The sequence below is a fragment of the Runella rosea genome, assembly GCF_003325355.1.
Lineage (GTDB): Bacteria > Bacteroidota > Bacteroidia > Cytophagales > Spirosomataceae > Runella > Runella rosea.
Genome location: NZ_CP030850.1, coordinates 2,554,535 through 2,577,134 on the forward strand (window position 1 = coordinate 2,554,535; position 22,600 = coordinate 2,577,134).

Genomic DNA, 22,600 nt, shown 5'->3' on the forward strand with positions numbered 1-22,600 from the left:
GCCTGTATCATTACTATTCTGCGTCCTTTTTATAAGCAGGTGAAGCCAAACGTTCCGCTTTTGATACACCCGAAACTTTCAATGGCAATTTTTCAGAAGTCGACTTAATAACTCCTTTTACTTCAGCCATGTTAATAACTGGTAAGTATTTAGAGAATAAGAAGAAACAAGTGAAGAAAAAACCGAAAGAGAAGATGTAGTCACCAATATCAAACATCGTTGGCGAGAACATTGCCCAGCTTGAAGGAACATAATCACGGTGCAGTGAGGTTACGATAATTACGAAACGCTCAAACCACATACCAATGTTTACGATAACTGATATGAAAAACGTCCATTTAACACTGCGACGAATTTTACGGCTCCAAAAAAGCTGAGGAGAAATTACGTTACAGGTCATCATTGCCCAGTAGGCCCACCAGTAAGGTCCCGCCATACGGTTGTAGAAGGCATAGCTTTCATATTCAACTCCTGAATACCAAGCAATAAAAAACTCAGTCAAGTACGCTACACCTACGATAGAACCTGTCAATGTAATGATTTTATTCATTGACTCAATGTGTTCAAACGTAATGTAATCTTCCAATTTATACACAACCCGGGTTACAAGCATCAAATTTTGTACCATTGCAAAACCCGAGAAGATTGCCCCCGCCACAAAGTAAGGAGGGAAGATCGTTGTGTGCCAGCCAGGGATAACCGATGTTGCAAAGTCCATAGATACGATGGTGTGAACCGAAAGTACCAAAGGAGTTGACAAACCAGCCAAAATCAAGCTGATGTATTCATAACGTGACCACGTACGCGCGGACCCGTTCCAACCCAAAGAAAGAACTCCGTAGATATATTTTGAAACCTTGTTTTGAGCACGGTCACGAATGGTAGCCAAGTCAGGAACCAAACCTACGTACCAGAATAAACAGGAAACAGAGAAGTATGTCGAGATGGCAAATACGTCCCAAACAAGCGGTGAGTTAAAGTTAACCCACAGAGAACCAAAGGTATTAGGAAGTGGTAACGCCCAATAAGCCAACCAAGGACGCCCCATGTGCATAAGGATAAATGAGGCGGCACAAAGAACGGCAAAGATAGTCATCGCTTCTGCAGCACGGTTGATTGAGGTTCTCCATTTCTGACGGAATAGTAACAAAATGGCGGAAATCAACGTACCCGCGTGACCAATCCCAACCCACCATACGAAGTTGGTAATGTCCCACGCCCAGCCGACCGTTTTGTTTAGGCCCCAAACGCCCAAACCTTCCCACCAGGTCCAGAATAAGCAAACTGTACCGTATGCTAAAACCGCCAATGAAATTACAAAAGCGACTTTCCACTCTTTGGTTGGCTTGCCTTCCACCTGCTTGCAGATATCCTCTGTCACATCGGCGTAGGTCTTACCGCCGGTTACGAGAGGGGTTCTTACGGGTGAAGTAACGTGCATATTTTTGAAAGTTAATTGTTAATTGTTATCTAATAATCTTTATGTAGAGGTTAATTGTTTTGGATTTCTACCCTAACAATTAACCCTCTTATCCTAGTGGCCTCCGTGTTCGGCATGTGCTTCCGTAGCAGCTGCTTTTGCTGCATCTACGTCCTTGTTACGGATTTTTGTTAAGTAAGAAATCTGTGGTTTTACGTTGATTTCTTCCAACATTTGGAAAGCACGTCCTTCTTTCTCTTCAGCCAACAATTTCGAAAGTTTGCTCGCAGGATCATTCATATCCCCAAAAACAATGGCTTCTGTTGGACAAGACTGCGCACAGGCAGTAACAATCTCACCATCAACAGGACGACGACGCTCTTTCTTGGCATTTAACTTACCTTCTTGAATCCGCTGTACGCACATTGAGCATTTTTCAATTACTCCACGTGAACGAACGGTTACGTCAGGGTTAATGACCATTTTGCCGAGGTCGTTGTTGTAATGGAAATCGAAGTTATCGTTGTCAAAATACTTAAACCAGTTGAAACGACGAACTTTATATGGGCAGTTGTTTGCACAATAACGAGTTCCTACGCAACGGTTATAAGCCATTTGGTTAAGACCTTCTGTGCTGTGGGTTGTTGCCAATACTGGACAAACCGTCTCACAAGGTGCATTACCGCAATGCTGACACATCAAAGGTTGGAACACAACTTCAGGATTATCGGAAGCAATTTCCAATGCTTTCGAGCCGCTCAAGCTCTTGTCCATTACATCCGCATCTGATGAATAATAACGGTCAATGCGAATCCAGTGCATTTCGCGACGATTAATTACCTCTTGACGTCCTACAACAGAAACGTTGTTTTCAGCCTGGCAACTAATTACGCAAGCACCGCAACCTGTACAAGAGTTGAGGTCAATAGCCATACCCCATGAGTGGTTAGGCTTTTGATATCCATCCCAAAGCGTTATTTCGGTTGGCGACTTTATACCTTCTGAAGTAGATACGTGTGGGAAATAACGGCCTGCTTTCGAATCTTTTTGGTACTCGGCCAAACGTGCTTCCTGCATTACTGCCCTACGGCCCATTACAGTTTCGTGCGTTTGGGTTTGAGCAATTTTGTGCGAATCGCCAGTTTTGGTCAGCGTTGCTTCACCTACACTAAAATTAGAAAAACCTGCTTTGTTTTGGATAAAAGGATACATATTTACCCCTACTCCATTACCTGATTTACCTGCCTTTTCACGACCGTAACCAATAGCAATGGATACAGTTCCATTGGCTTGACCAGGTTGAATTAATACTGGCAATTCAACAGATTTACCTTTTACTTCTATTTTGACAACATCGTCTTGTGAAAGACCAAGTTCTTTTGCCGTTTTCTGAGAAACACTAGCGTAGTTGTCCCAACATGCTTTTGTTACTGGTTCAGGGAATTCTTGCAACCATGGGTTGTTAGCTAAGGCCCCTGTTCCCATCCCTACTTTTTCGTACAGAACCACTTCAAGTCCCGTTGCAGAAGCTTTGTATGAACCAGTAACAGCTGCGATAGCAGCATCCAATCCAGCAACTGCTCCTACACTAGCGGCGGCAGCGGAGGCACCTTTTTCTACAACACCGTCATGCAAGGCCTTCGTCCAAGTGCCTTCAAAATTCTCTCCACCAAGGATATTGGCTTTCCAGTAATTGCGAAGATAGGTGTAAAAATCAGGATTTGCCCCTGACCATTTCAACAGACTTGACTGCGCTTGGCGTGTCTTATAAATGAGTGAAATAGCAGGTTGTTGTAAGCTATAAAAGCCTGCTTTGGGCTCGGCATCACCCCACGACTCTAAATAGTGAGGTGCTGGCGTAATGTATTTGCAAAGAGATGAAGATTCGTCAGCACGGTCAGCAAAAGAAACGGATAGCTCTACTTTTGAAAGTGCATCTTTCAATTCAGCTCCGCGAGGATGGTCATATACTGGATTGCAACCATAAAGAATAACCGCCCCGATTGATCCCGCCTTTGCGTTATCAATAAAGCCGTTCATAGCTACATCATTTCCTTGACGATAATAAACGGGCGTTCCTAAGTCAATGCTTGTGCCGTAAGCACCTAAAGCACTGTTGATAGCATTTACAACTACCTGTACGTTAGGATCATTTGAGCCCGAAACAACCAAAGCAGCTCCTTGGGCAGCTTTCAAATCGGCTACGGCTTTATCAAGAACTTTATCTACATCAGCTCCTAGAGAGGTTCCGCCTTTACCGCTTAATTTATTGTAAAGCGCCAATGCAACCAAGCCTTCCTGTGAGGGTTTCACGGCAGCGCGGTAATCAGCATTGGCACCAGTCAAAGACATAGTGGTTTCGAACTGATAGTGACGGGACATATCTTTTTTGCCACCTTTTCCACTATTCAACTTGCGTCCTGCTACGTATTGAACAGAATATTCATGTGGAGCAATCCAACTTCCTAAGAAGTCACAGCTAAGACCTACGATTACTTTTGCTTTGCTGAAATCGTACGAAGGAACGATTGCTTTACCAAACGAATCACCATTGGCTTTTACCAAACCAGCTACCGAGTTAGCATCATAAGTAATGTGCTGGGTAGTAGGGTATTTTGCGGTAAAGTCTGCAATGACAGCTTTGGTAGAAGGGCTTAAAATAGTAGAAGAAACGATTCGAATTTGACCGCCTTTTGCTGCTATTGAAGCCAACTGAGTCGATATTTCTTTATCTACCGTGTCCCAGTCTGCGTCGGCCTCTCCTTTTTTAGGGCCTTTTAATTTTTCAGCATCGTATAAAGCCAACAAAGAAGCGTGTGCACGAGCACTTACGCCTCCCTTACTTACGCTTGATTGCTTATTACCTTCAATTTTGATGGGACGACCTTCACGCGTCTTTACTAAAACACTTGCATAATCTCCCCCTTCAGCATACGTTGAAGCATACCAATCAGCGATTGACGGGAACGTATCGGTTGGTTTGTTAAGGTAAGGGATTGATTTTTTGACGGGAGCGTCACAAGCCGCTAATGATACTGCAGCAAGGCCAAACCCTAATACTTTCAGAAAATCACGACGATCTGAACCGATTCCGTCAACGATGCTTTTGTACTGGGTAGAATCATTAGCCTCAAAGCTACCAAATTCGTTATGGGCATTTTTTACAAAAGTCTCGTCATTCCGAAGTTCTTCCAGACCTTTCCAATACCTCTTCGTTTGGTTTTCCATATATATTAATGAATAAGAAACGTGATTAATAGTGACACTTTGAACATTCCAAACCACCGATATCGGCTACTTTCAACGGCTCCTTGCTATTGGTTTTGTGTAATTCCACCAATTTGTCGTAGTAAGCGTTGTCTTTGGTATTTACTTCCGTTTTACGGTGGCAGTCAATACACCATCCCATTGTAAGTGAAGAACGTTGTTCAACTACTTCCATGGTTTGAATTTCGCCGTGACACTGTTGGCACTGCACCCCACCTACATTTACGTGTTGTGCGTGGTTAAAGTAAGCCAAATCAGGCAGGTTGTGAATACGAACCCACTCAATTGGCTGATTTTTTTCAATTGCCGTGTAGATTTTCTGAATTTCGGGTGATTCTTTTTTAATCACGCCGTGGCAGTTCATACAAATGTTGGCCGAAGGAATTGTAGCCGACTTACCACGGTTAACACCCGTATGGCAATAGTTACAATCGATTTTGTACTGGCCTGCGTGAAGTTTATGCGAGAATGCAATTGGTTGTTTGGGAGCATATCCCTGTTGAATACCTACTCCATACATTCCATCGACGGTTGCTTTGGTCACCATAAGGATAAAAAACCATACGGTAGCGCTGCGAATAGCTGAGTTTTTGCTCAAACCCACCAACCCATCACGAAGTCTATCAGAGAAAGACGTTCCTGCTGAGGCAGTAGCTTCGCCAGACACGGCTTTAGATAGAATTGATACGATTGCCATCAATACACCAAGCACCAACAGCATCACAATCAACAAAGCCACTAAAATGTAAGTAAACAAATCAGAAGGGGCAGACTCACCTGCGGGAGCGCCCGCAGCGGCAGTACCGGCAGCTGCAACTGGAGCCGCTGCTGTATTTGCTTTTTCTACATACGCCAAAATGTCTTTCACTTCTTTCTCACCGAAAGCTGGGAAAGCAGTCATTTGAGCTTTGTTAAATTTGTTGTACAAAGCTACTGCGTATTCATCACCACTCTGGATTACTCCGTTTGGATTCTTGATCCACTTAACGAGCCAAGCCAAATCGCGGCGTTGTTGAATACCTTTTAAACCTGGGCCTACCACTACTTCATCTTGTGCGGAGTGACAAGCCTTACAGTTATTATTGAAAAGCGTTTCACCGCTTGCGGCATCGCCATCCTGTGCCGTTGCTTGTTGGCTGAGCGTAGCCATTAAAGCAATCAGTAACGCTTGGGTGACACTGCGCATTCTTTTTAAGAATAAACTAATTTCCATTTGTGTATGAATTAACAAAAACATGATACTTCTTAACCGTACAAAAGTAATGCACGAATTTATACGTGCCAAAGCATTTCTATTCTTAATTTGCAATAATTCTATTATTTAGATTCTTTCTAATTAAATTTAGAAATTACCCATAAGTATAGCCACAAGGGTTATTTTTATTCAAAATCGAGCAAATTAAAAACAAAAAGTACCATTCAGCCTAGTTTAGTTGTTCATGGCTAAATGGTACTTTTTTGAGAAAAGGCACTTTACTTTCGAGGTCCCGAGCGGATTCGAACCGCTGTACGAGCTTTTGCAGAGCTCTGCCTAGCCACTCGGCCACAGGACCTTTTATTGTTTTTTAAATTGTTAGTCTGCTATGACTTTTTACAGCCGTAAATATCATAACAAACTAACAATTTAGCAAGTCAGGGATTGAAAAATTACTCAGCAGACGCTTCTTTTGCTACTTTTTTAGTAGCCGCCGCTTTTTTCTTTTTCTCACCTTCTTCCATTTGTTCTTTCAAAGCAGAAAGTGCTTCCAAATCACCTAGAGTAGCTTTTTCAGCGTCTTTTGGTTTTTCAACTTTAGGAGCTTTTGGTTTTTCTTCAACCTTAGGCTCCTCTTTTTCCTGCCAAGTTTTTGTATGTGAAAGCACAATACGTTTTTCGTCTTTCAAGAATTCAGCTACTTTGAAATCAAGAGATTCTCCGATTTCTCCGACGGTTCCGTCTTCTTTCGCCAAGTTTTTAAGGATACATACTCCTTCGATACCATAAGGTAATTCGAGCGTTGCTACTTTATCTCCTTTAGCAACGATTGTACATTTATGTACCGAACCTACCGCAAATACCGACTCAAAAGTATCCCAAGGATTTTCTTCGAGGTGTTTGTGGCTCAAAGATAAACGGCGGTTGTCAGCATCCAATTCAAGAACCATTACTTCAAGTTCTTCACCTACTTTGATAAAGTCACTTGGGTGTTTGATTTTCTTGGTCCAAGAAAGGTCAGATACGTGAACCAGACCATCGATACCTTCTTCGAGTTCAAGGAAGAGACCGAAGTTAGTCAAGTTACGAACAACGCCTTTATGAACGGTGCCTACTGCATATTTCTCAATAATTTCTTGACGAGTCCAAGGATCAGCGGTAAGTTGCTTTAAGCCAAGTGACATTTTGCGCTCATTGCGGTCAAGGGTCAATACCACCGCTTCTACTTCATCACCAATCTTCAGGAAGTCTTGCGGGTTACGCAAGTGCTGAGACCATGACATTTCTGAAACGTGAATCAAACCTTCAACACCTGGCATGATTTCAAGGAATGCGCCGTAATCTGCTACGTTTACAACTTTACCTTTCACACGTGAACCGATTTCGATTTCTTGAGAAAGAGCTTCCCAAGGATGAGCCTGCAATTGCTTCATGCCCAATGAAATACGCTTCTTATCTTCGTCGAAGTCAAGAACTACAACGTTGATTTTTTGGTCAAGGTGCAACAAATCTGAAGGATCATTGATACGTCCCCATGAAATGTCGGTAATGTGCAACAAACCATCTACGCCACCAAGGTCGATAAATACCCCAAACTTGGTCATGTTTTTGATTACTCCTTCGAGTACCTGGCCACGCTCCAAGTTGGTAAGAATCTGCTGACGTTGTGCTTCGAGGTCTTTCTCGATCAATACTTTGTGTGAAACAACCACGTTGTTGTTGGCGTGATTGATTTTCACCACTTTCACTTCCATTTTCTTGCCAACGAAGATGTCGAAGTCACGAATTGGCTTAACGTCAATTTGTGAACCTGGCAAGAACGCTTCGATGCTGTAAATATCAACAATAAGACCACCTTTGGTACGACGTTTTACGAAACCGTCAATCACCAAGTCATGATCAAATGATTTTTGAATATTATCCCAAGCAGTAATAACTCTCGCTTTTTTGCGAGAAAGCACTAACTGTCCGTTAGGGTCTTCCTGATTTTCAATGTATACTTCAATTTCGTCGCCGATTTTCAGGTCCGTCAAATCACGGAATTCTGAACGCGGTACGATACCGTCTGATTTTGAACCAATGTTCAAAATCACTTCGCGGTCATTCATACCGACCACGATTCCTTTTACTACCTCTTTTTCGGCAACGGGAGAGATTGTACCGTTGATAAGTTGCTCCAACTGGGCTTTTTCAGAAGCGGAATAACCACTACCAAAGCCTCTGTTGTCGGCTCTGTCCCAGTCAAAATCAGTTAATTGAGCTTTACTCATAATGTAGTTTTGAAATTGCCCTCTCGTACATCAGCCAATGGGCAAAATGGCTGAAATTTGGTGAAACAAACGATTGCCTTTGCAAACGGAGTGCAAAAGTAGAAAATCCCACCGGAAAAAGCAATTTTTTTTACGAGACCTTTTCTCTTTTTGAAAGAAAAGGCATCCACGAATCATCGGTAGCGCCAGAATAATCCCGTAAAAACATGATGAAAGAAGGTTTGAAGGGACGATGACGCATAGGCATTGACGCTTCTTCTGGGGTGTAATCGCCTTTGCGTGCATTGCAACGCTTGCAGGCCGTAACCAGATTGTCCCAACTGGTACGCCCACCGCGCGATTTTGGCAGAACATGGTCCAATGTCAATTCCCCATGCAAACCGCAGTAAACACACTGATGACCATCACGTTTGAAGATATTTTGTCGCGTCATCATTACGCCTTTGTATGGCAAGTGGATATAGCGATGGAGGCGAATGACCGTCGGCATAGGAAATTCCGTACTGACGGTGTGCAAAAAATAGTTTGAAGATTCCGCAACTAGTTCAGCCTTGTTGAGATAGACAAGCAAGAAGGCTTTCGGAACGGAGCAAATGCTCAACGCGGAGTAATCTTGGTTAAGGATTAAGACTTTCCTACCCATACCGTTACAAAGGGTTTTTTAGGTTTTCGAAAGTTACAATATTTATCGTAATAAACTGTCTGGTTTAAGTTTTGTTGTATTAAAAAATCTTTATTTACCCTTTCTCTTACATATAATTCACTCTTTGTCAAAATATTATCTCCATTTTGACTCCTACCGTCTCGATTCTTTTTATCCTTTTTTTTAGCCGTTTAACATTTTTTTTAATTAGACTCTTGCGCGCTGAACAGTGTTCATTATATTTGCATCGTTTATATTAAGTTAAGTATTTTGTATTGAACCATGGGCATTCAGGAAAGAAAAGAACGGGAAAAGGAAGACATGCGGCGTCTGATTTTGGAGGCAGCCCGAAAATTATTTTTGGAACAAGGCTACGAAAAAACGAGCATTCGTAACATTGCCGATGCTATCGAATACAGCCCAGGCACGATTTATCTCTACTACAAAGACAAAAATGAATTGCTGTTTGCATTGCACGAAGAAGCATTCTTAAAAATGATGCAGCAATTAATTACCGTGACGCATATAAGCGACCCTTTTGAAAGGTTGATTGAGATGGGGCACCAATACATCAAATATGCTATCGAGAATCCCGAACTCTACGATTTGATGTTCATCATGCAAGCGCCTATGGAGACGCTCGCTTGTAGAGACGAAATTTGGGAAGATGGCTTAAAATCGTTTGGCCTCCTAAAATTGGTCATCGAAGATTGCGTAAAGGCGGGTTATTTTAAAGAAACCAATATTGAAATAATGGCCATGACTATCTGGGCTTATATGCACGGGCTGGTCACGATTTATCTCAAAAATCGAATGAGTATGTTTAAAGATGACCAGCAATTAGAACGTATTCAAGAGTCTTTTCAATTGTTTATCAAAATGATTAAAACGTCTTTGTAACCGATTGCTAAATGTTTAATTCAATGAAACCCATTCTTGCACTCATTGATATTTTGATTTTTGCATTCATCGCCTCCATTCACTTTTATTGGGCGTTTGGCGGGCGTCGCTGGAGTAAATTAGCCATTCCGACCTCAAGCGGTAGCCAACAAAAACCTTTGTTCACGCCAGGACCTTTGTCAACAATGGCCGTCGGAATAGGTCTTCTCTGCTTTGCGTGGATTCTTGCAGTGAAAGCGGGGTTTATAAATAGCTCGTTGCTGTCTGATAGCGCCATTACATATATTTCAATCGGCATTGCAATTATTTTTTTCCTCCGCGCCATTGGAGAATTCAACTACGTTGGTTTTTTCAAAAAAATAAAACAGACCGAATTTGGGCAAATGGATACTCGTTACTATTCTCCTTTATGCCTACTCATCAGCTTTATCATTCTCGTTATCAATTATTATTAAAATCACTCTGTAAACAGCCATGAAAACACTCCTCACTTTTGAAGACATCGGCGAATTTGTGCTCGCGGTGTTTTTGTTCAGCCGCCTAGAATATGCCTGGTGGTGGTTTCCCGCCCTTTTGTTACTCCCTGACCTAAGCATGATTGGCTACTTAATCAACACCCGAATCGGGGCTTATCTCTATAACTTCGTGCACCACAAAGCCCTGGGTATCGGCGTCGCTTTGGTTGGATTCGCTTTAACTTCTTCAATATTGATGTTAGCTGGAATTATCTTATTCGCGCATTCTGCCATGGATCGTATTTTTGGTTATGGTCTCAAATACACTGACTCCTTCAAGCATACGCATTTAGGATGGATTGGAAAATAACCTTTTTTTACCCTTTTACTAAACACTGTTCATTTTATAAGATATGATAAGGATATACTTCACTATGTTTTTGCTCCTGATGAGCATCGGCATACAAGCCCAGCATTCGGCTATTTTGGAGGAATATGTTCAGGAAGGATTAAAAAATAACCTCGCCCTGAAACAGGAGAATCTGGAAATTCAAAAAGTGCTCGAAAATATTCAACAGGCAAAAGCTTTGTTCTACCCTCGCGTCACTTTTGCGCCTACCTATTCGTTGGCTGCTGGTGGACGCCGGTTGCAGTTTCCCGTCGGCGATTTACTCAATCCAGTATACAGTACGCTCAATAAGCTAACACAAACAAGTGTATTTCCACAAATTGATAACGTTGACGAATTGTTGGCTCCCAACAACTTTCACGACACAAAAATCACCGTTCAGTATTCAATTTACAATCCTGAAGTTCAGTACAACTACCTGATACAGAAAACGCTACTGACCGCGCAGGAAGCCAAAAAGAAAGTGTACGAAAATGAACTTAGGTACACGATTGAGGGTGCATATTATCAATATTTACAGGCATCAGAAGCCATTAAGATTTTTGGGAATGCACAAAAAACGCTCAATGAACTGGTACGCCTGAATCAGAAATTGGTCAACAATAACGTACTAACCAAAGACGCCGTCATTGGGGCTGAATACGAAATCAGTAAACTAAATCAACAGCTGGCGGTAGCAACCAAAAACCGTGAAACGGCGAAGGCTTACTTTAACTTTCTATTAAACAGAGAATTGAGCGCAGGGGTTTTGATTGACTCAACAAACCTGATTCCCGCAGCGGCCTATGAATCGTTAGATAAACTGAGTGAAACAGCCCTGCAAAACCGTCAGGAACTCAATCAACTCGACCAATCCATTTTAGCGTCTAAAACCGCCATTACCCTTCACGAAAAAGCCGCCAAACGTCCATCGGTGTTTATTGGTGGCAATACGGGTTTTCAGGGATTTGGCTATACATTCAATCAACAGGCATACGGAGTGGCGCAACTCGGATTGACTTGGGACTTGTTTAAAGGATATGAACGCAAATCGAAAATTCAAGGAGCCAAAATCCAGACCGAATTGCTAAAAACCAAAAAGCTAGAAGTAGAAAAACAGATTGAACTGCAAGTTACTCAGGCATTTTTGGAACTTCAGGCCACCCGAGAAAATCTAAAATTGGTTCAGGACGGCGTCAACAAAGCAACGCAATATTTCAGCGTCATTGACAGTCGATACCGAAACAACAATGTGCTTTACATTGAATGGATTAAAGCCCAAAACGAAGTCGTAACGGCTCAGTTGCAACAGTCGCTCGCGCGTTTTGATGTGTTAATCAAACAATCTTTATTGAATAAAGTGACCGCCCACTAATGGAACCCATCTTCTCAAATAAAAATGATTTTATAACGCATACAATCATGAAACAATACTCATTCATCATCACCCTTTTTCTGCTTGCAGCCTGCGGAAAACAGGAAGAAAAAAAAGCCGACAACGCCATGGGCGACGAAACGGTCGTTCCTGTTAAACTTGAAAAAGTAGCGCAAACCGTTCGCTCCGAATCCATTACCGCCTCGGGCTTGGTCGCTTCGTCGGAAGAAGCCAAACTATCGTTTAAAATCGGGGGCATCATTCAAAAAATCTTTGTGGAAGAAGGACAAAAAGTCCGCAAGGGGCAAGTACTGGCTTCGCTAAACATGACCGAAATCGACGCGCAGGTGAGTCAGGCGAAATTCGGCGTTGAAAAAGCCGAGCGCGATTTTAAGCGTGTAGAGAATATGCTCAAAGATACTGCCGCTACGCTGGAACAAATGCAAAATGCTACCACGGGCTTTGATGTTGCAAAACAAAGCCTGCAAATCGCGCAGTTTAACCGCTCTTATGCGCAAATCACTTCCCCGATTGACGGAGCCGTTATCAAAAAAATGGCCAATGAAGGCGAATTAACTGGACCAGGAACCCCTATTTTTTACATTACCTCCAATCGTCAAAGCGACTGGGTGGTGCGCGTGGGAGTTTCTGACAAAGACTGGGCACGCTTGAAAGTAGGCGACAAAGCAAATGTTTCGTTGGATGCCTATCCATCCGAAACGTTTACGGGTACCGTTACAAAATTAGCTCCTGCCGCCGACCCCATGAACAAACTTTACGAAATTGAGGTCCGTATTAACCCCAATGGCCAACGATTTGCGTCCGGGCTTTTTGCCAAAGTAGAGCTTAAGCCCGTTCAGAATCGGAATTATATTATGGTACCCATTGAGGCCATTATTGAGGGCAACGGACAGGACGCTTTTGTGTACGTATTGGATGAATCGCGCAAGAAAGTGAAACGTCTGCCCATCCGAATCGGGTTTGTAGATGGCGATAAAGTACTGGTGACCAATGGCTTGGAAGGCATCACCGAGGTAGTCACCTCAGGAAGTGCTTTTCTGACCGAATCTTCCAACGTAATTATCAAATAGACCACACCTACACCGATGAATCTTTCAGAATTTTCCGTCAAAAACTGGCAGTTTATGCTGGTGATGTTTGTGGGAGTGGTGGCGCTTGGCCTCAATTCACTCTTCAATATGCCCCGCGCCGAAGACCCTACGTTTGAGGCTCCTACGTTTGTGATTACGGTGATTTATCCCGGTACCGACCCCAAAGACATGGAGGAATTGGTCGTTGACCCCGTTGAAAAACGCCTTAATGAGCTCAAAGACGTTAAAAATATCCGTACCACCATCGACGACGGGCTCGCCGTATTTATGTTGGAATACGAATATGCAGTCGATAATGATGAAAAAAAGCAGGAAATCGCCCGCGAAGTAAATTCCATGCGTAGCATTTTACCTACTGATATTTTTGATATTCGTTACTTCCAATTCGACCCTGGCTTGGTCAATATCGTTCAGGTAGCCTTGGTTTCTGAGGTAGCTTCGTACAAAGAAATGGCCGATTATTCCGAAAAACTACGGAAGACATTGGAGAAAATCAAAGACCTGCGCAGCGTAAAAGACTATGGTTTTCCCAAAGAAAACGTGCGTGTCTCACTCAATGTTGAGAAAATGGCGCAGGAAGGTATCGCCATCAATCGGGTATTGGGGGCATTGCAGGCCGAAAACCTCAACATTCCTGCGGGCAGCGTGCAGGAAGGTGCCCGACGATTCAACGTCAAGACCAGCGGCGATTATGAGTCGTTGGAACAAATGCGCAACACCATTGTGTCCACAAACGGTCAGAAAATCATCTACTTAAGAGACATTGCCGATGTTGATTTCAATTACGAAGAAGAAACCAATTTTACCCGCCTCAACGGCCGACGTGCGGTCTTGGTAGCTGCAGCCCAAAAAACAGGCAAAAATATTACGGAAACGGGAAAAGTACTTAATGCAAGTTTGACCGAATTTGAGAAAACGATGCCCAAGCACATCAAAATGGTCAAATATTTCGACCAATCCGTAAGTGTAGACCGTCGTTTGGGGCGCTTTGCCAAAGACTTCGGTATTGCCATTCTGCTCGTGGCGCTTACGCTTCTACCCCTTGGACTACGGGCGGCAGTGGTCGTCATGATTTCGATTCCGCTTTCCTTGGCCATCGGTCTCACCGCCGTCGATTATCTAGGCTACAGCATCAATCAATTGAGCGTGGTGGGGTTGATTGTGGCGTTGGGGATATTGGTAGACGACTCCATTGTGGTCGTCGAAAACATTGAGCGCTGGATGCGCGATGGTTTTTCAAAACGCGAAGCCGCCGTCAAAGCTACTAAACAAATCACATTGGCCGTAATTGGCTGTACTGTTACGCTGATTTTGGCCTTTTTGCCGCTGTTGTTTTTGCCCGAAGCGTCGGGAGATTTTATCCGAAGTCTGCCCATGGCCGTTGCCATGACCATTTTGGCTTCGATGGTAGTTTCGCTCACGATTGTTCCCTTTTTGAGCAGTCGTTTGTTGGAAAACAGCCATAACCCCGAAGGGAATATCTTTCTGAGAGCGCTGAAAAAAGTGATTTCAGGTTCGTACAGCAAGTTGCTCAATTGGGCATTACGTCATCCGCTTCCTACGCTTTTATTTGCGGGATTATTGTTCGGAATGTCGTTATACATTCCCAAAATTATCGGATTCGGGTTGTTTCCAAAATCGGAGAAACCCATGTTCAGAATTACGTTGGAAACGCCCGAAGGCAGTAGTCTAACCGAAACCAATCGCGTGGCGCGTACCGTAGAAAATGAATTGAAGCGCATTAACGAAGTGAAATTTTTCTCAACCAGCGTCGGGCGTGGCAATCCAAGAATGTACTACAACGTCATTGAACGCTCAGAATCAAGCAACTACGCTGAGGTATTTGTACAGTTACAAGATGAAATTCATCCACCTGAAAAAGAAAAAATCATTGACCAACTGCGCGACCGCCTACGCTACGTGCCCAATGCCAACGTTGAAGTAGTGGATTTTGAGCAAGGCCCCAACACCGAAGCACCCGTAGCGATTCGGGTCATGGGTGAAGATTTGGAAAAGCTTCGCAGTGTGGCGGCCGATGTAGAGAAAGTCCTAAAAGAGACACCGGGCACGATCTACGTAAAAAATCCCCTGACCACCCGTCGCACAGATTTGAGAGTGAAGATCAATAAAGAAAAAGCGGGACTGTTGGGAATCTCGGTCGCTGATATCAATCGTACCGTTCGTTTGGCGATTGCCGGGTTAAACATCGGAACTTTCAAAGATGAAAGCGGCGATGATTACGGTATTAACGTTACCCTTCCAAAAGGAAAAACAACCACCCCTGCCATCTTGAACAATCTGTATGTGAACACCTTAACTGGTGCGGCAGTTCCACTGCGTCAAGTGGCCGATATTCAGTTTGAAACTTCAACCAATCAAATCCGACACTACGACCGCGACCGTTTTGTCACGATTTCGGCATTTGTAAAAAGCGGTTATTTGGTAGATAATGTGTATAAAGACATCATTACCAAACTGGATAAATATAAATTCCCCAACGATTTTAGCTACGTAGCCGCTGGCGAACTAGAAGCTCGTCAAAAATCGTTCGGCGGCTTAGGAACCATCATTCTCATCACCGCTTTCGGATTTCTTGGGGTTCTAATCTTGGAATTTGGCAATTTTAAGAGCTCTTTGATTGTGCTTTCGGTCATTCCGTTGGGTATCATTGGGGCTTTTACGATGCTGTGGATTGTGGGCTATCCGCTCTCGTTTGTGGCCGTGATTGGGCTTATTGCCTTGATAGGAATTGAGGTCAAAAACTCCATTCTGCTCGTTGATTTCACCAATCAACTCCGCGAAGAAGGTGTTCCATTGATTGAAGCCATTCAAGAAGCGGGCGAGATTCGATTTGTCCCTATCGTACTCACCTCACTAACAGCCATTGGGGGACTGATTCCTTTGGCCATTGAAGGAAACCCGCTTTATTCGCCGTTGGCATGGGTTCTGATTGGCGGGCTAATCAGTTCAACCTTACTTTCGCGTATCGTTACGCCTGTATTGTACCGTCTGATTCCACCTAAAGTGGAAGTAAAAAAGCAGGAAGTTGAAAGTTAAAACTATCTCAAACAAAAAGCCCCGCTCCAATTCATCAGGCGGGGCTTTTTTTATTCTACATTAATTTCTATCGCTTCATCGCCACCCGATACAGTACCGTTCCCATCGCCGCAAACATGACCGCACCCAAGAGTTGATAACCGCCTTCTCCGATGACGGATGCCAGAACGGGTTCAAGATTTATTTTAGCTAGGGCATTGAAAATAGAATCATTGACCGAAAGTAAAGCTACAACCACGCCCGCCAAAGCGCCACCAGCCACTAAGCCAGTTGAAAAGAGATTCCCTTTTCCCAAATCGGGGTCTTCTTCTTCGATACCTTTACGTTTGGCATTCCAATTTACAAAGGCTTTTACGCAACCGCCTGCAAAAATGGGCAAGGTCGTCGAAAGAGGTAAGTACAACCCTACCGCAAACGAAAGGGCATTGACACCCATTATTTCGATGGTAATAGCCGTAAAAACACCCACCAGTACAAACTGCCAATCCAAATTAAACGACAATAATCCTTTGATAAGCGTTGCCATGAGCGTACCCTGCGGAGCGGGAAATTTATCGGTTCCGATGGCGTGCGGAATGCCCTGCGCCACCAAATCGGGCGTGGGTGTATCGAGCAACTTGACTGTTGCCCCAATCACCAAAGACGAAACAATGACCCCGATAAACAGCGCTATCTGCTGATATTTGGGCGTAGCACCGACCAAATACCCTGTTTTCAAGTCCTGCGACGTATTTCCTGCGTTGGCAGCGGCAATACAAATCATCCCGCCAATCACCAACACCGCTGGCTCGTACAATTTACCCGTTAACCCAAACCCAATGAATACCAACGACGTGGCCATGATTGTCGCAATGGTCATGCCCGAAACTGGCGATGAACTTGAACCGATAATACCAACAATTCGACTCGCTACCGTCACGAAGAAAAAACCAAATACCACCACCAGTACGGCAATCAACAGCTTTGTTAATAAACCATCGCCGGGGATTTGAGGTAAAATGACCATCAATATTACCAACGCCAAGCATCCGAAAATCACTACTTTAAACGACAAATCTTGCTCCGTACGCACACGAGCGCCTTCGTTACCAGCTTTCATCGAAGCCAAGCTTTGCTGAAACGAAGAAATAATCGTGGGAATACTTTTCAGCAGCGCCATAAAACCGCCCGCGGCCACGGCTCCCGCGCCAATTTGGCGAATATATGCGCGATAAATGGCCGCAGCCGTATCATTAAAGCTATGCGTTGCGGGATTCCACCCACCAGGCCCACCCGACGTAGCGAGGTCTTTGAGATAACCAAGTTTGATTAATTGCTCGGCAATGGTATCACCTGGAACGAGCGTTGCCAAAAGCGGAATCAATCCCAGCCAAGCCAACAAACCTCCGCCGACCAACACCGCCGAAATCCGAAAACCGATGATATACCCAACACCCAAATATTCAGGGGTAATTTCACCACTGACCACAGCTGATGGAAAGATTTTACTGGCTTGCTCCGAGGCAATTCGGGGCACTTCGGCAATTACGTGCAGGATTTTCTGAAAAAACGCATACAGCATGGCAAGACCCAAGCCCTGATAGGCCGTTTTGGCCAAATCGCCGCCTTTTTCGCCCGCAATCAGCACCGACCCGCAGGCGGTTCCTTCGGGGTATGGAAGGGTGCCATGTTCTTGTACAATCAACGACCGCCGCAACGGAATCATCATCAATGTTCCCAAAATCCCACCCAAAATGGCCAACGTTAAAATTGTCCAATAATTGAAAAAATCAGCTCCGATGCTTTTTCCTTCTTCTGTCGTGGATAAAAAAAGAAAACCAGGTAAGGTAAATACCACGCCCGATGCAATGGATTCGCCCGCCGAACCCGTGGTTTGAATAATGTTATTTTCCAGAATGGTGGTACCCAAATACTTGCGCCCAAGCGAAATCGCCAAGACCGCAATGGGGATGGAAGCCGATACCGAAAGCCCAGCTTTCAGCGACAAATAAACGGTTGCGGCACCAAATAAAACACCGAAAAGAATACCCACTACGACCGACTTTACGGTAAACTCGGCCATATTTTGCTCGTTAGACACGTAGGGTTTGAAGTCTTTGATTTCCATGAAGTGAAGGTTTAGGGAAGTATGTTTGGCACTAAATATAACCTATAAAGCTATTATTACTTCTATCTAACATAGAAAAGGCGAGCAATTAGCCCGCCTTTTCCAATGAGTCAGAATATTTACCGCCGAATCAGCACCTTTTGGGTTTGGATTCTTTCGGGTCCTTTCAATTGAATCAAATACATACCCACTGGCTGTTGAGACACATCCATGTTGAAAAAGTTGGTTCCTGATTCTGCACTTTCTTCATTGTTTTGCAACATCCTGCCCTGCATATCCCATAATTGCAGCTGAACCTTTTCGGGCTTTGGCGCAAAATACTTGAGCGTAATCGGTCCTTCAGAAGGATTAGGATACACCAACAGTTCGTTTGGTTTTTCAGTCAATTCCTCTTCAGCTAAACGGGCATTGTTAACGGTTGTCAAGCGAATATTATCCAAATAGGCTGTCACGGTACTGGCCGAATTGTTCTGAATCGTAATCCGTTTAATAACGGAGGGGTTACCCAATTGGCTCATATTCAATACGATTTCCGACCATGTATTGGATTTTGTGGTAAATGTGTAATTTCCGACAGCCGCGCCTGTGTCATCTGTTTGTACATAAACCAATAGATTGTTTGCGGCCGTACCCCGTACCCAAAAACGCAAAACGGTCGAAGCGGTAGTACTGATGCCATTAACGTGACGCAAAGATATCCCACCCGTGGAGGCAATATCAGCGCGGAGCGATTTGCTACCCACTCGCACTGGATTGGTGTTGGCAAAGTTAAGCGTACTGTTCCATGACCAGTCACTCCAATTTGCATCGAGGTTTTCGTCATAGACCACTGGACTCAAACAGGCATTCGTTTTTACACTAAACGCGCTGCTTGCCGCCGATACATTGCCCGCTGCATCTTTTGCCTTCACGGTAAAGCTGTAGGTTGTATTACAGGTTAAACCCGTAATTGCCAATGAGGTGGTTGTAACGTTACCATTCACTAATACGCCTCCTCTATATACTTCGTAAGCCACCACGCCCACATTGTCGGTCGAAGCCGTCCAACCGAGCGTAAACCCTGTTTGGGTTTTATTGGTAGCCGTAAACCCAGAGGGGACGCTCGGAGCCTGTGTATCAGCGCAGGAAGAGGTACTAACATTCAGCGCATTGCTGCTCGACGATACATTTCCAGCGGCATCTTTGGCTTTTACCGTAAAGGAGTAGGCAGTATTACAGGTCAAACCAGTAATATTTAAAGAAGTCGCGGTGAGATTGCCATTTACCAACGTTGCTCCCCGATACACTTCATAGGCCGTTACGCCCACATTGTCGGTCGAAGCCGTCCACGAAAGCGTCAGACTATTTTGGGTAATGGCCGAGGCCGAAAGATTAGCAGGTGTTGTGGGTGCCTGTGTATCGGCAGTCGCCCCAGTTTCTATCCTAATTTGGTCGAAATAAGTCGTGATGTTATTGGCCGAATTGTTCTGAATATTGATACGTTTAATCGTGGCTGGATTTCCCATTTGCGCCATGTTGACCGTTATCTCTTTCCACTGATTAGCATCGGTCGTGAAAGCATAAGAGGCAGGCTGCGGCGACGAATCATCCGTTTGGACGAAGAAAAGCATGTTATTCACGGCAGTGCTGTACACCCAAAACTTCATAACCGTGTTGGAATTGGTCGTCAGGGCCGTGGCCTGTCGCAACGATAAACCACCCCAACCCCCAAAATCGACCCGCATGGAATTGACGCCAGTTTGTACGGGAGAGGTGTTGGCATAGTTGCGGGTTGAACTCCACGACCAGTCTTCCCAGCCGGCGGCAAGGGCGTCGTCGTAAATGACAGTCCCCGTAGGGCAGGCCGCCGTTGTAACGTTTAGCGCACTACTGCTTGATGATATATTTCCCGCCGCATCCTTGGCTTTTACCGTAAATGAATAAGCGTTATTACAGGTTAAACCAGTAACATTCAAAGAAGTTGCGGTGACATTGCCATTTACCAACGTTGCTCCCCGATATACCTCATACGCGGTTACGGCCACGTTGTCGGTCGAAGCCGTCCACGAAAGCGTCAAACTTGATGCCGAAACATTGGAAGCTACAACGTTTGTAGGCACGTTTGGCGCTTGGGTGTCGCAAGCCGTAGTGGTTGCGTTCGCGGCATTGCTTGCCGCCGAAACGTTACCGGCGGCATCTTTGGCTTTTACCGTAAACGAATAGGCCGTATTGCAGGTTAAACCCGTTACGTTGAAGCTTGTACCTATCACATTCCCGTTGAGCAGATTACCTCCCTGATACACTTCGTAGGCGGTTACCCCTACATTATCCGTGGAAGCAGTCCACGATAAAGTCATACCAGTGGCGGCTACATTAGAAACTGTAAGGTTGGTTGGGGTCGTCGGCGCTTGGGTGTCAGTAGATGCCGTTGTACTCATCACCCGCCCCAGCAACATAATATAGGCGGCCTGACTGTAAATGGCTGGCTCCGTGATTTCCCAAGAATTTTCGGGCGAACCATTGTTCCACTCTTTATACGCTTTTTGGGGCGGTTGGTTGGTAATATTAGCCACGCTTCCGCTGTAGCTTTTGTTAGGCCCACCCGTAACGTACCCTGGAGCGGGGCCATAAGCCGATGTTTGTACATTATCCCAAACAGTTCCGTTGGTAAACCATGTGTGGTAAATCTCATTCACGCTGTTTTCCGCACCCGCCACCGACATGTTGGAAAGCATCACCAAATTCATCGGATTGACGCCATTCATCCAGTGCAAGTACTGTTCCGCTACCTCGCGGTATTGGGCATGGCTCGACGGATTGAGGTTAAACGTGACAAAATCAAGATTTAAAATCCCAGAATTGGCACGCACCTGATTGCTCCCCCAATGGTGCTGCGCATCAGCCATATAAGCCCGATAAAGGTCCGTACCGTTGTTATAATCATTGAGGGAAAACAAGTAATTCATCCCAGCTTTTTGATTACGAATATTGGTCACCACGGCACTTGAGGCCCCCGAAAGAGTCGTATAACGCAAAAACGCCAATTGCTGAGGCATCCAGTAAGGTCCCCACCAGTTGCCATTGTAAGGTTTTACGGCTGTATATTGTGACTCAACAAACGTTTTGTATTCGGCTTTGCCCGTGGCCTCGTAAAGATATACCGCCGTCACAAACGCACTTCCCAATTGGTCCTCACCAGGGCGGTCCGAATCGCCCGATTTTATATCTCCGTCGTCACAACTTGTTTCAAACGTTGTAAAGTTGTTGGTTGTTATTTTAGCACGGTTCCAAGCGGCCTCAGAGCGTGCAATGAGGTCATTCCCGTACGTAAGCAATGATGGGTGCGTTTTGAACGTTTGCCCAGCCACGGCAAACATCGCGGCCCCCGCCAAGGTGGCAGAAGTACATTCGGGCAAATAATAGCGCGGGCGGGTATCGGTGCTGGGGGGAGAGACTTCATTGTAATTATCAACACCCACTTTCAAGAAAAAACCATTGGTGCCCGTAGCATCCTGCATTCTTTTCAGAAAGTCTAGTTCGTACTTAAGTTCATCCAATAGGTCTGGAATTCCGTTGCCTGACTCAGGAATGGCGTAATTATCTTTAAAAGCATTGGGGTTTATTCGGTAAGCTTCTGCCAGTTGAATCACCGCACTTTCGGCAAACGTCGTATATTTATTGACATCACCTGCATCCATCCAACCTCCGTGGAGGTCTTTGGCGGTAGCAGCATTGCCTTTGTTGAATCGGCTCGTGGCAAAACGATCCTGATTAGCCCCTTCATAACTGGCACCGTCGGCCCATTTGGCATCGGTGTAAGGAGTTTGTTTGGCAAAATTAAGCCGTTGATAATAAAACATCCGTACAGCATGTTTCATTGCTTCGTCGTACACATTGTCGCCAATGTCAAAACGGTAAGAACCTACATTGTTGGCAACGTCAAAAATATAATAAGAACCTGGCGTGGTAATACTCGAAAAGTCAAACGACCACCCTCGGTCGCCCGACTGAGCGTGCGTTGCACCACCGCCCCATACCTGAAGCGTTCCGCTGAGCATCACGGCGTCGTCACTCCAGCGGCGTACCTGATATTGATTGGCACCCGTACCAGGCGTAAACGATTCAGCTGCATTGTATCCCGTCTGAGGATCAGCAACTACCGCCACTTTTCGGGAAGCGGGCAAGTAGCCAAATTGGTCAATTTTAATGTAAGGAGTGGTTTGGGTCGGTGCAGCCCACAACGTACCGCAGGCTGTCAGCCACAACAATGTCCAATAAAGCAAATGCCTTCGAGATAGATGATTTTTCATTTTCATTGAGTTAAATAACGTTCAAACAAAAAAACTGTGATTTTCGACTGAAAGATAGGAACTTTCAAAGTTGAAATATAACAAATGGCATCTGCTTTATTAAACGGGAAGGAGTCATTCTA

13 protein-coding genes and 1 tRNA gene are annotated in these 22,600 nt (G+C 44.7%); 6 read left to right on the forward strand and 8 right to left on the reverse strand.

The features are described from left to right. Positions 1–13: 13 nt before the first annotated feature. The 6 genes from nrfD to DR864_RS10870 form a co-directional block, all read right to left on the reverse strand. On the reverse strand, positions 14–1,441 hold the full coding sequence (gene nrfD / locus DR864_RS10845) for an NrfD/PsrC family molybdoenzyme membrane anchor subunit (RefSeq protein ID WP_114066990.1): 1,428 nt from the start codon (positions 1,439–1,441) through the stop codon (positions 14–16). 93 nt (positions 1,442–1,534) lie between these two features. Then, positions 1,535–4,648 carry a TAT-variant-translocated molybdopterin oxidoreductase gene (locus tag DR864_RS10850; RefSeq protein ID WP_114066991.1) on the reverse strand — a complete coding sequence of 1,038 codons (3,114 nt, stop codon included), beginning with the start codon at positions 4,646–4,648 and terminating at the stop codon, positions 1,535–1,537. Between the two features lie 25 nt (positions 4,649–4,673). Further along, on the reverse strand, positions 4,674–5,900 hold the full coding sequence (locus DR864_RS10855; protein WP_114070237.1) for a c-type cytochrome: 1,227 nt from the start codon (positions 5,898–5,900) through the stop codon (positions 4,674–4,676). Positions 5,901–6,169: 269 nt separating this feature from the next. Beyond that, positions 6,170–6,240: transfer RNA gene (locus DR864_RS10860), tRNA-Cys, on the reverse strand. A 94-nt stretch (positions 6,241–6,334) separates the two neighbouring features. Further along, positions 6,335–8,152 (reverse strand): 30S ribosomal protein S1, encoded by a 1,818-nt coding sequence (rpsA, locus tag DR864_RS10865; protein WP_114066992.1) that lies wholly within the window; start codon positions 8,150–8,152, stop codon positions 6,335–6,337. A gap of 130 nt (positions 8,153–8,282) precedes the next feature. Beyond that, a complete protein-coding gene (locus DR864_RS10870) occupies positions 8,283–8,795 on the reverse strand; it encodes an HNH endonuclease (RefSeq protein ID WP_114066993.1) in 513 nt (170 codons plus the stop codon). Positions 8,796–9,077: 282 nt separating this feature from the next. On the opposite strand from DR864_RS10870, the gene DR864_RS10875 reads away from it, so the two are divergent. From DR864_RS10875 to DR864_RS10900, 6 genes are all read left to right on the forward strand, one after another. Beyond that, positions 9,078–9,695: a TetR/AcrR family transcriptional regulator gene (locus DR864_RS10875; protein WP_114066994.1), complete on the forward strand. Its 618-nt coding sequence runs from the start codon at positions 9,078–9,080 to the stop codon at positions 9,693–9,695. A gap of 23 nt (positions 9,696–9,718) precedes the next feature. Then, positions 9,719–10,150, forward strand: coding sequence for a DUF3995 domain-containing protein (locus DR864_RS10880; protein ID WP_162793718.1), 432 nt, complete (start codon positions 9,719–9,721; stop codon positions 10,148–10,150). 19 nt (positions 10,151–10,169) lie between these two features. Further along, entirely contained in the window at positions 10,170–10,520 is a 351-nt protein-coding gene (locus tag DR864_RS10885) for a DUF4260 domain-containing protein (protein WP_114066996.1), read from the forward strand. Between the two features lie 64 nt (positions 10,521–10,584). Beyond that, positions 10,585–11,913 carry a TolC family protein gene (locus tag DR864_RS10890; RefSeq protein ID WP_229599560.1) on the forward strand — a complete coding sequence of 443 codons (1,329 nt, stop codon included), beginning with the start codon at positions 10,585–10,587 and terminating at the stop codon, positions 11,911–11,913. A 47-nt stretch (positions 11,914–11,960) separates the two neighbouring features. Next, positions 11,961–13,004, forward strand: coding sequence for an efflux RND transporter periplasmic adaptor subunit (locus tag DR864_RS10895; protein ID WP_114070238.1), 1,044 nt, complete (start codon positions 11,961–11,963; stop codon positions 13,002–13,004). Positions 13,005–13,019: 15 nt separating this feature from the next. Continuing rightward, positions 13,020–16,082, forward strand: a complete 3,063-nt coding sequence (locus DR864_RS10900; protein ID WP_114066998.1) for an efflux RND transporter permease subunit — start codon at positions 13,020–13,022, stop codon at positions 16,080–16,082. Positions 16,083–16,149: 67 nt separating this feature from the next. Here the strand turns inward: DR864_RS10900 and DR864_RS10905 are convergent, their stop codons facing one another. Beyond that, positions 16,150–18,189, reverse strand: coding sequence for an OPT family oligopeptide transporter (locus DR864_RS10905; protein WP_114066999.1), 2,040 nt, complete (start codon positions 18,187–18,189; stop codon positions 16,150–16,152). A 119-nt stretch (positions 18,190–18,308) separates the two neighbouring features. After that, complete coding sequence (locus tag DR864_RS10910; RefSeq protein ID WP_162793720.1) at positions 18,309–22,478, reverse strand: glycoside hydrolase family 9 protein; 4,170 nt, start codon at positions 22,476–22,478, stop codon at positions 18,309–18,311. Positions 22,479–22,600 lie beyond the last annotated feature (122 nt).

Coding starts and splice junctions, on each gene's coding strand:
- nrfD (WP_114066990.1), bottom strand. CDS start 1,441: ATGCACGTTACTTCACCCGTAAGAACCCCTCTCGTAACCGGCGGTAAG.
- DR864_RS10850 (WP_114066991.1), bottom strand. CDS start 4,648: ATGGAAAACCAAACGAAGAGGTATTGGAAAGGTCTGGAAGAACTTCGG.
- DR864_RS10855 (WP_114070237.1), bottom strand. CDS start 5,900: ATGGAAATTAGTTTATTCTTAAAAAGAATGCGCAGTGTCACCCAAGCG.
- rpsA (WP_114066992.1), bottom strand. CDS start 8,152: ATGAGTAAAGCTCAATTAACTGATTTTGACTGGGACAGAGCCGACAAC.
- DR864_RS10870 (WP_114066993.1), bottom strand. CDS start 8,795: ATGGGTAGGAAAGTCTTAATCCTTAACCAAGATTACTCCGCGTTGAGC.
- DR864_RS10875 (WP_114066994.1), top strand. CDS start 9,078: ATGGGCATTCAGGAAAGAAAAGAACGGGAAAAGGAAGACATGCGGCGT.
- DR864_RS10880 (WP_162793718.1), top strand. CDS start 9,719: ATGAAACCCATTCTTGCACTCATTGATATTTTGATTTTTGCATTCATC.
- DR864_RS10885 (WP_114066996.1), top strand. CDS start 10,170: ATGAAAACACTCCTCACTTTTGAAGACATCGGCGAATTTGTGCTCGCG.
- DR864_RS10890 (WP_229599560.1), top strand. CDS start 10,585: ATGTTTTTGCTCCTGATGAGCATCGGCATACAAGCCCAGCATTCGGCT.
- DR864_RS10895 (WP_114070238.1), top strand. CDS start 11,961: ATGAAACAATACTCATTCATCATCACCCTTTTTCTGCTTGCAGCCTGC.
- DR864_RS10900 (WP_114066998.1), top strand. CDS start 13,020: ATGAATCTTTCAGAATTTTCCGTCAAAAACTGGCAGTTTATGCTGGTG.
- DR864_RS10905 (WP_114066999.1), bottom strand. CDS start 18,189: ATGGAAATCAAAGACTTCAAACCCTACGTGTCTAACGAGCAAAATATG.
- DR864_RS10910 (WP_162793720.1), bottom strand. CDS start 22,478: ATGAAAAATCATCTATCTCGAAGGCATTTGCTTTATTGGACATTGTTG.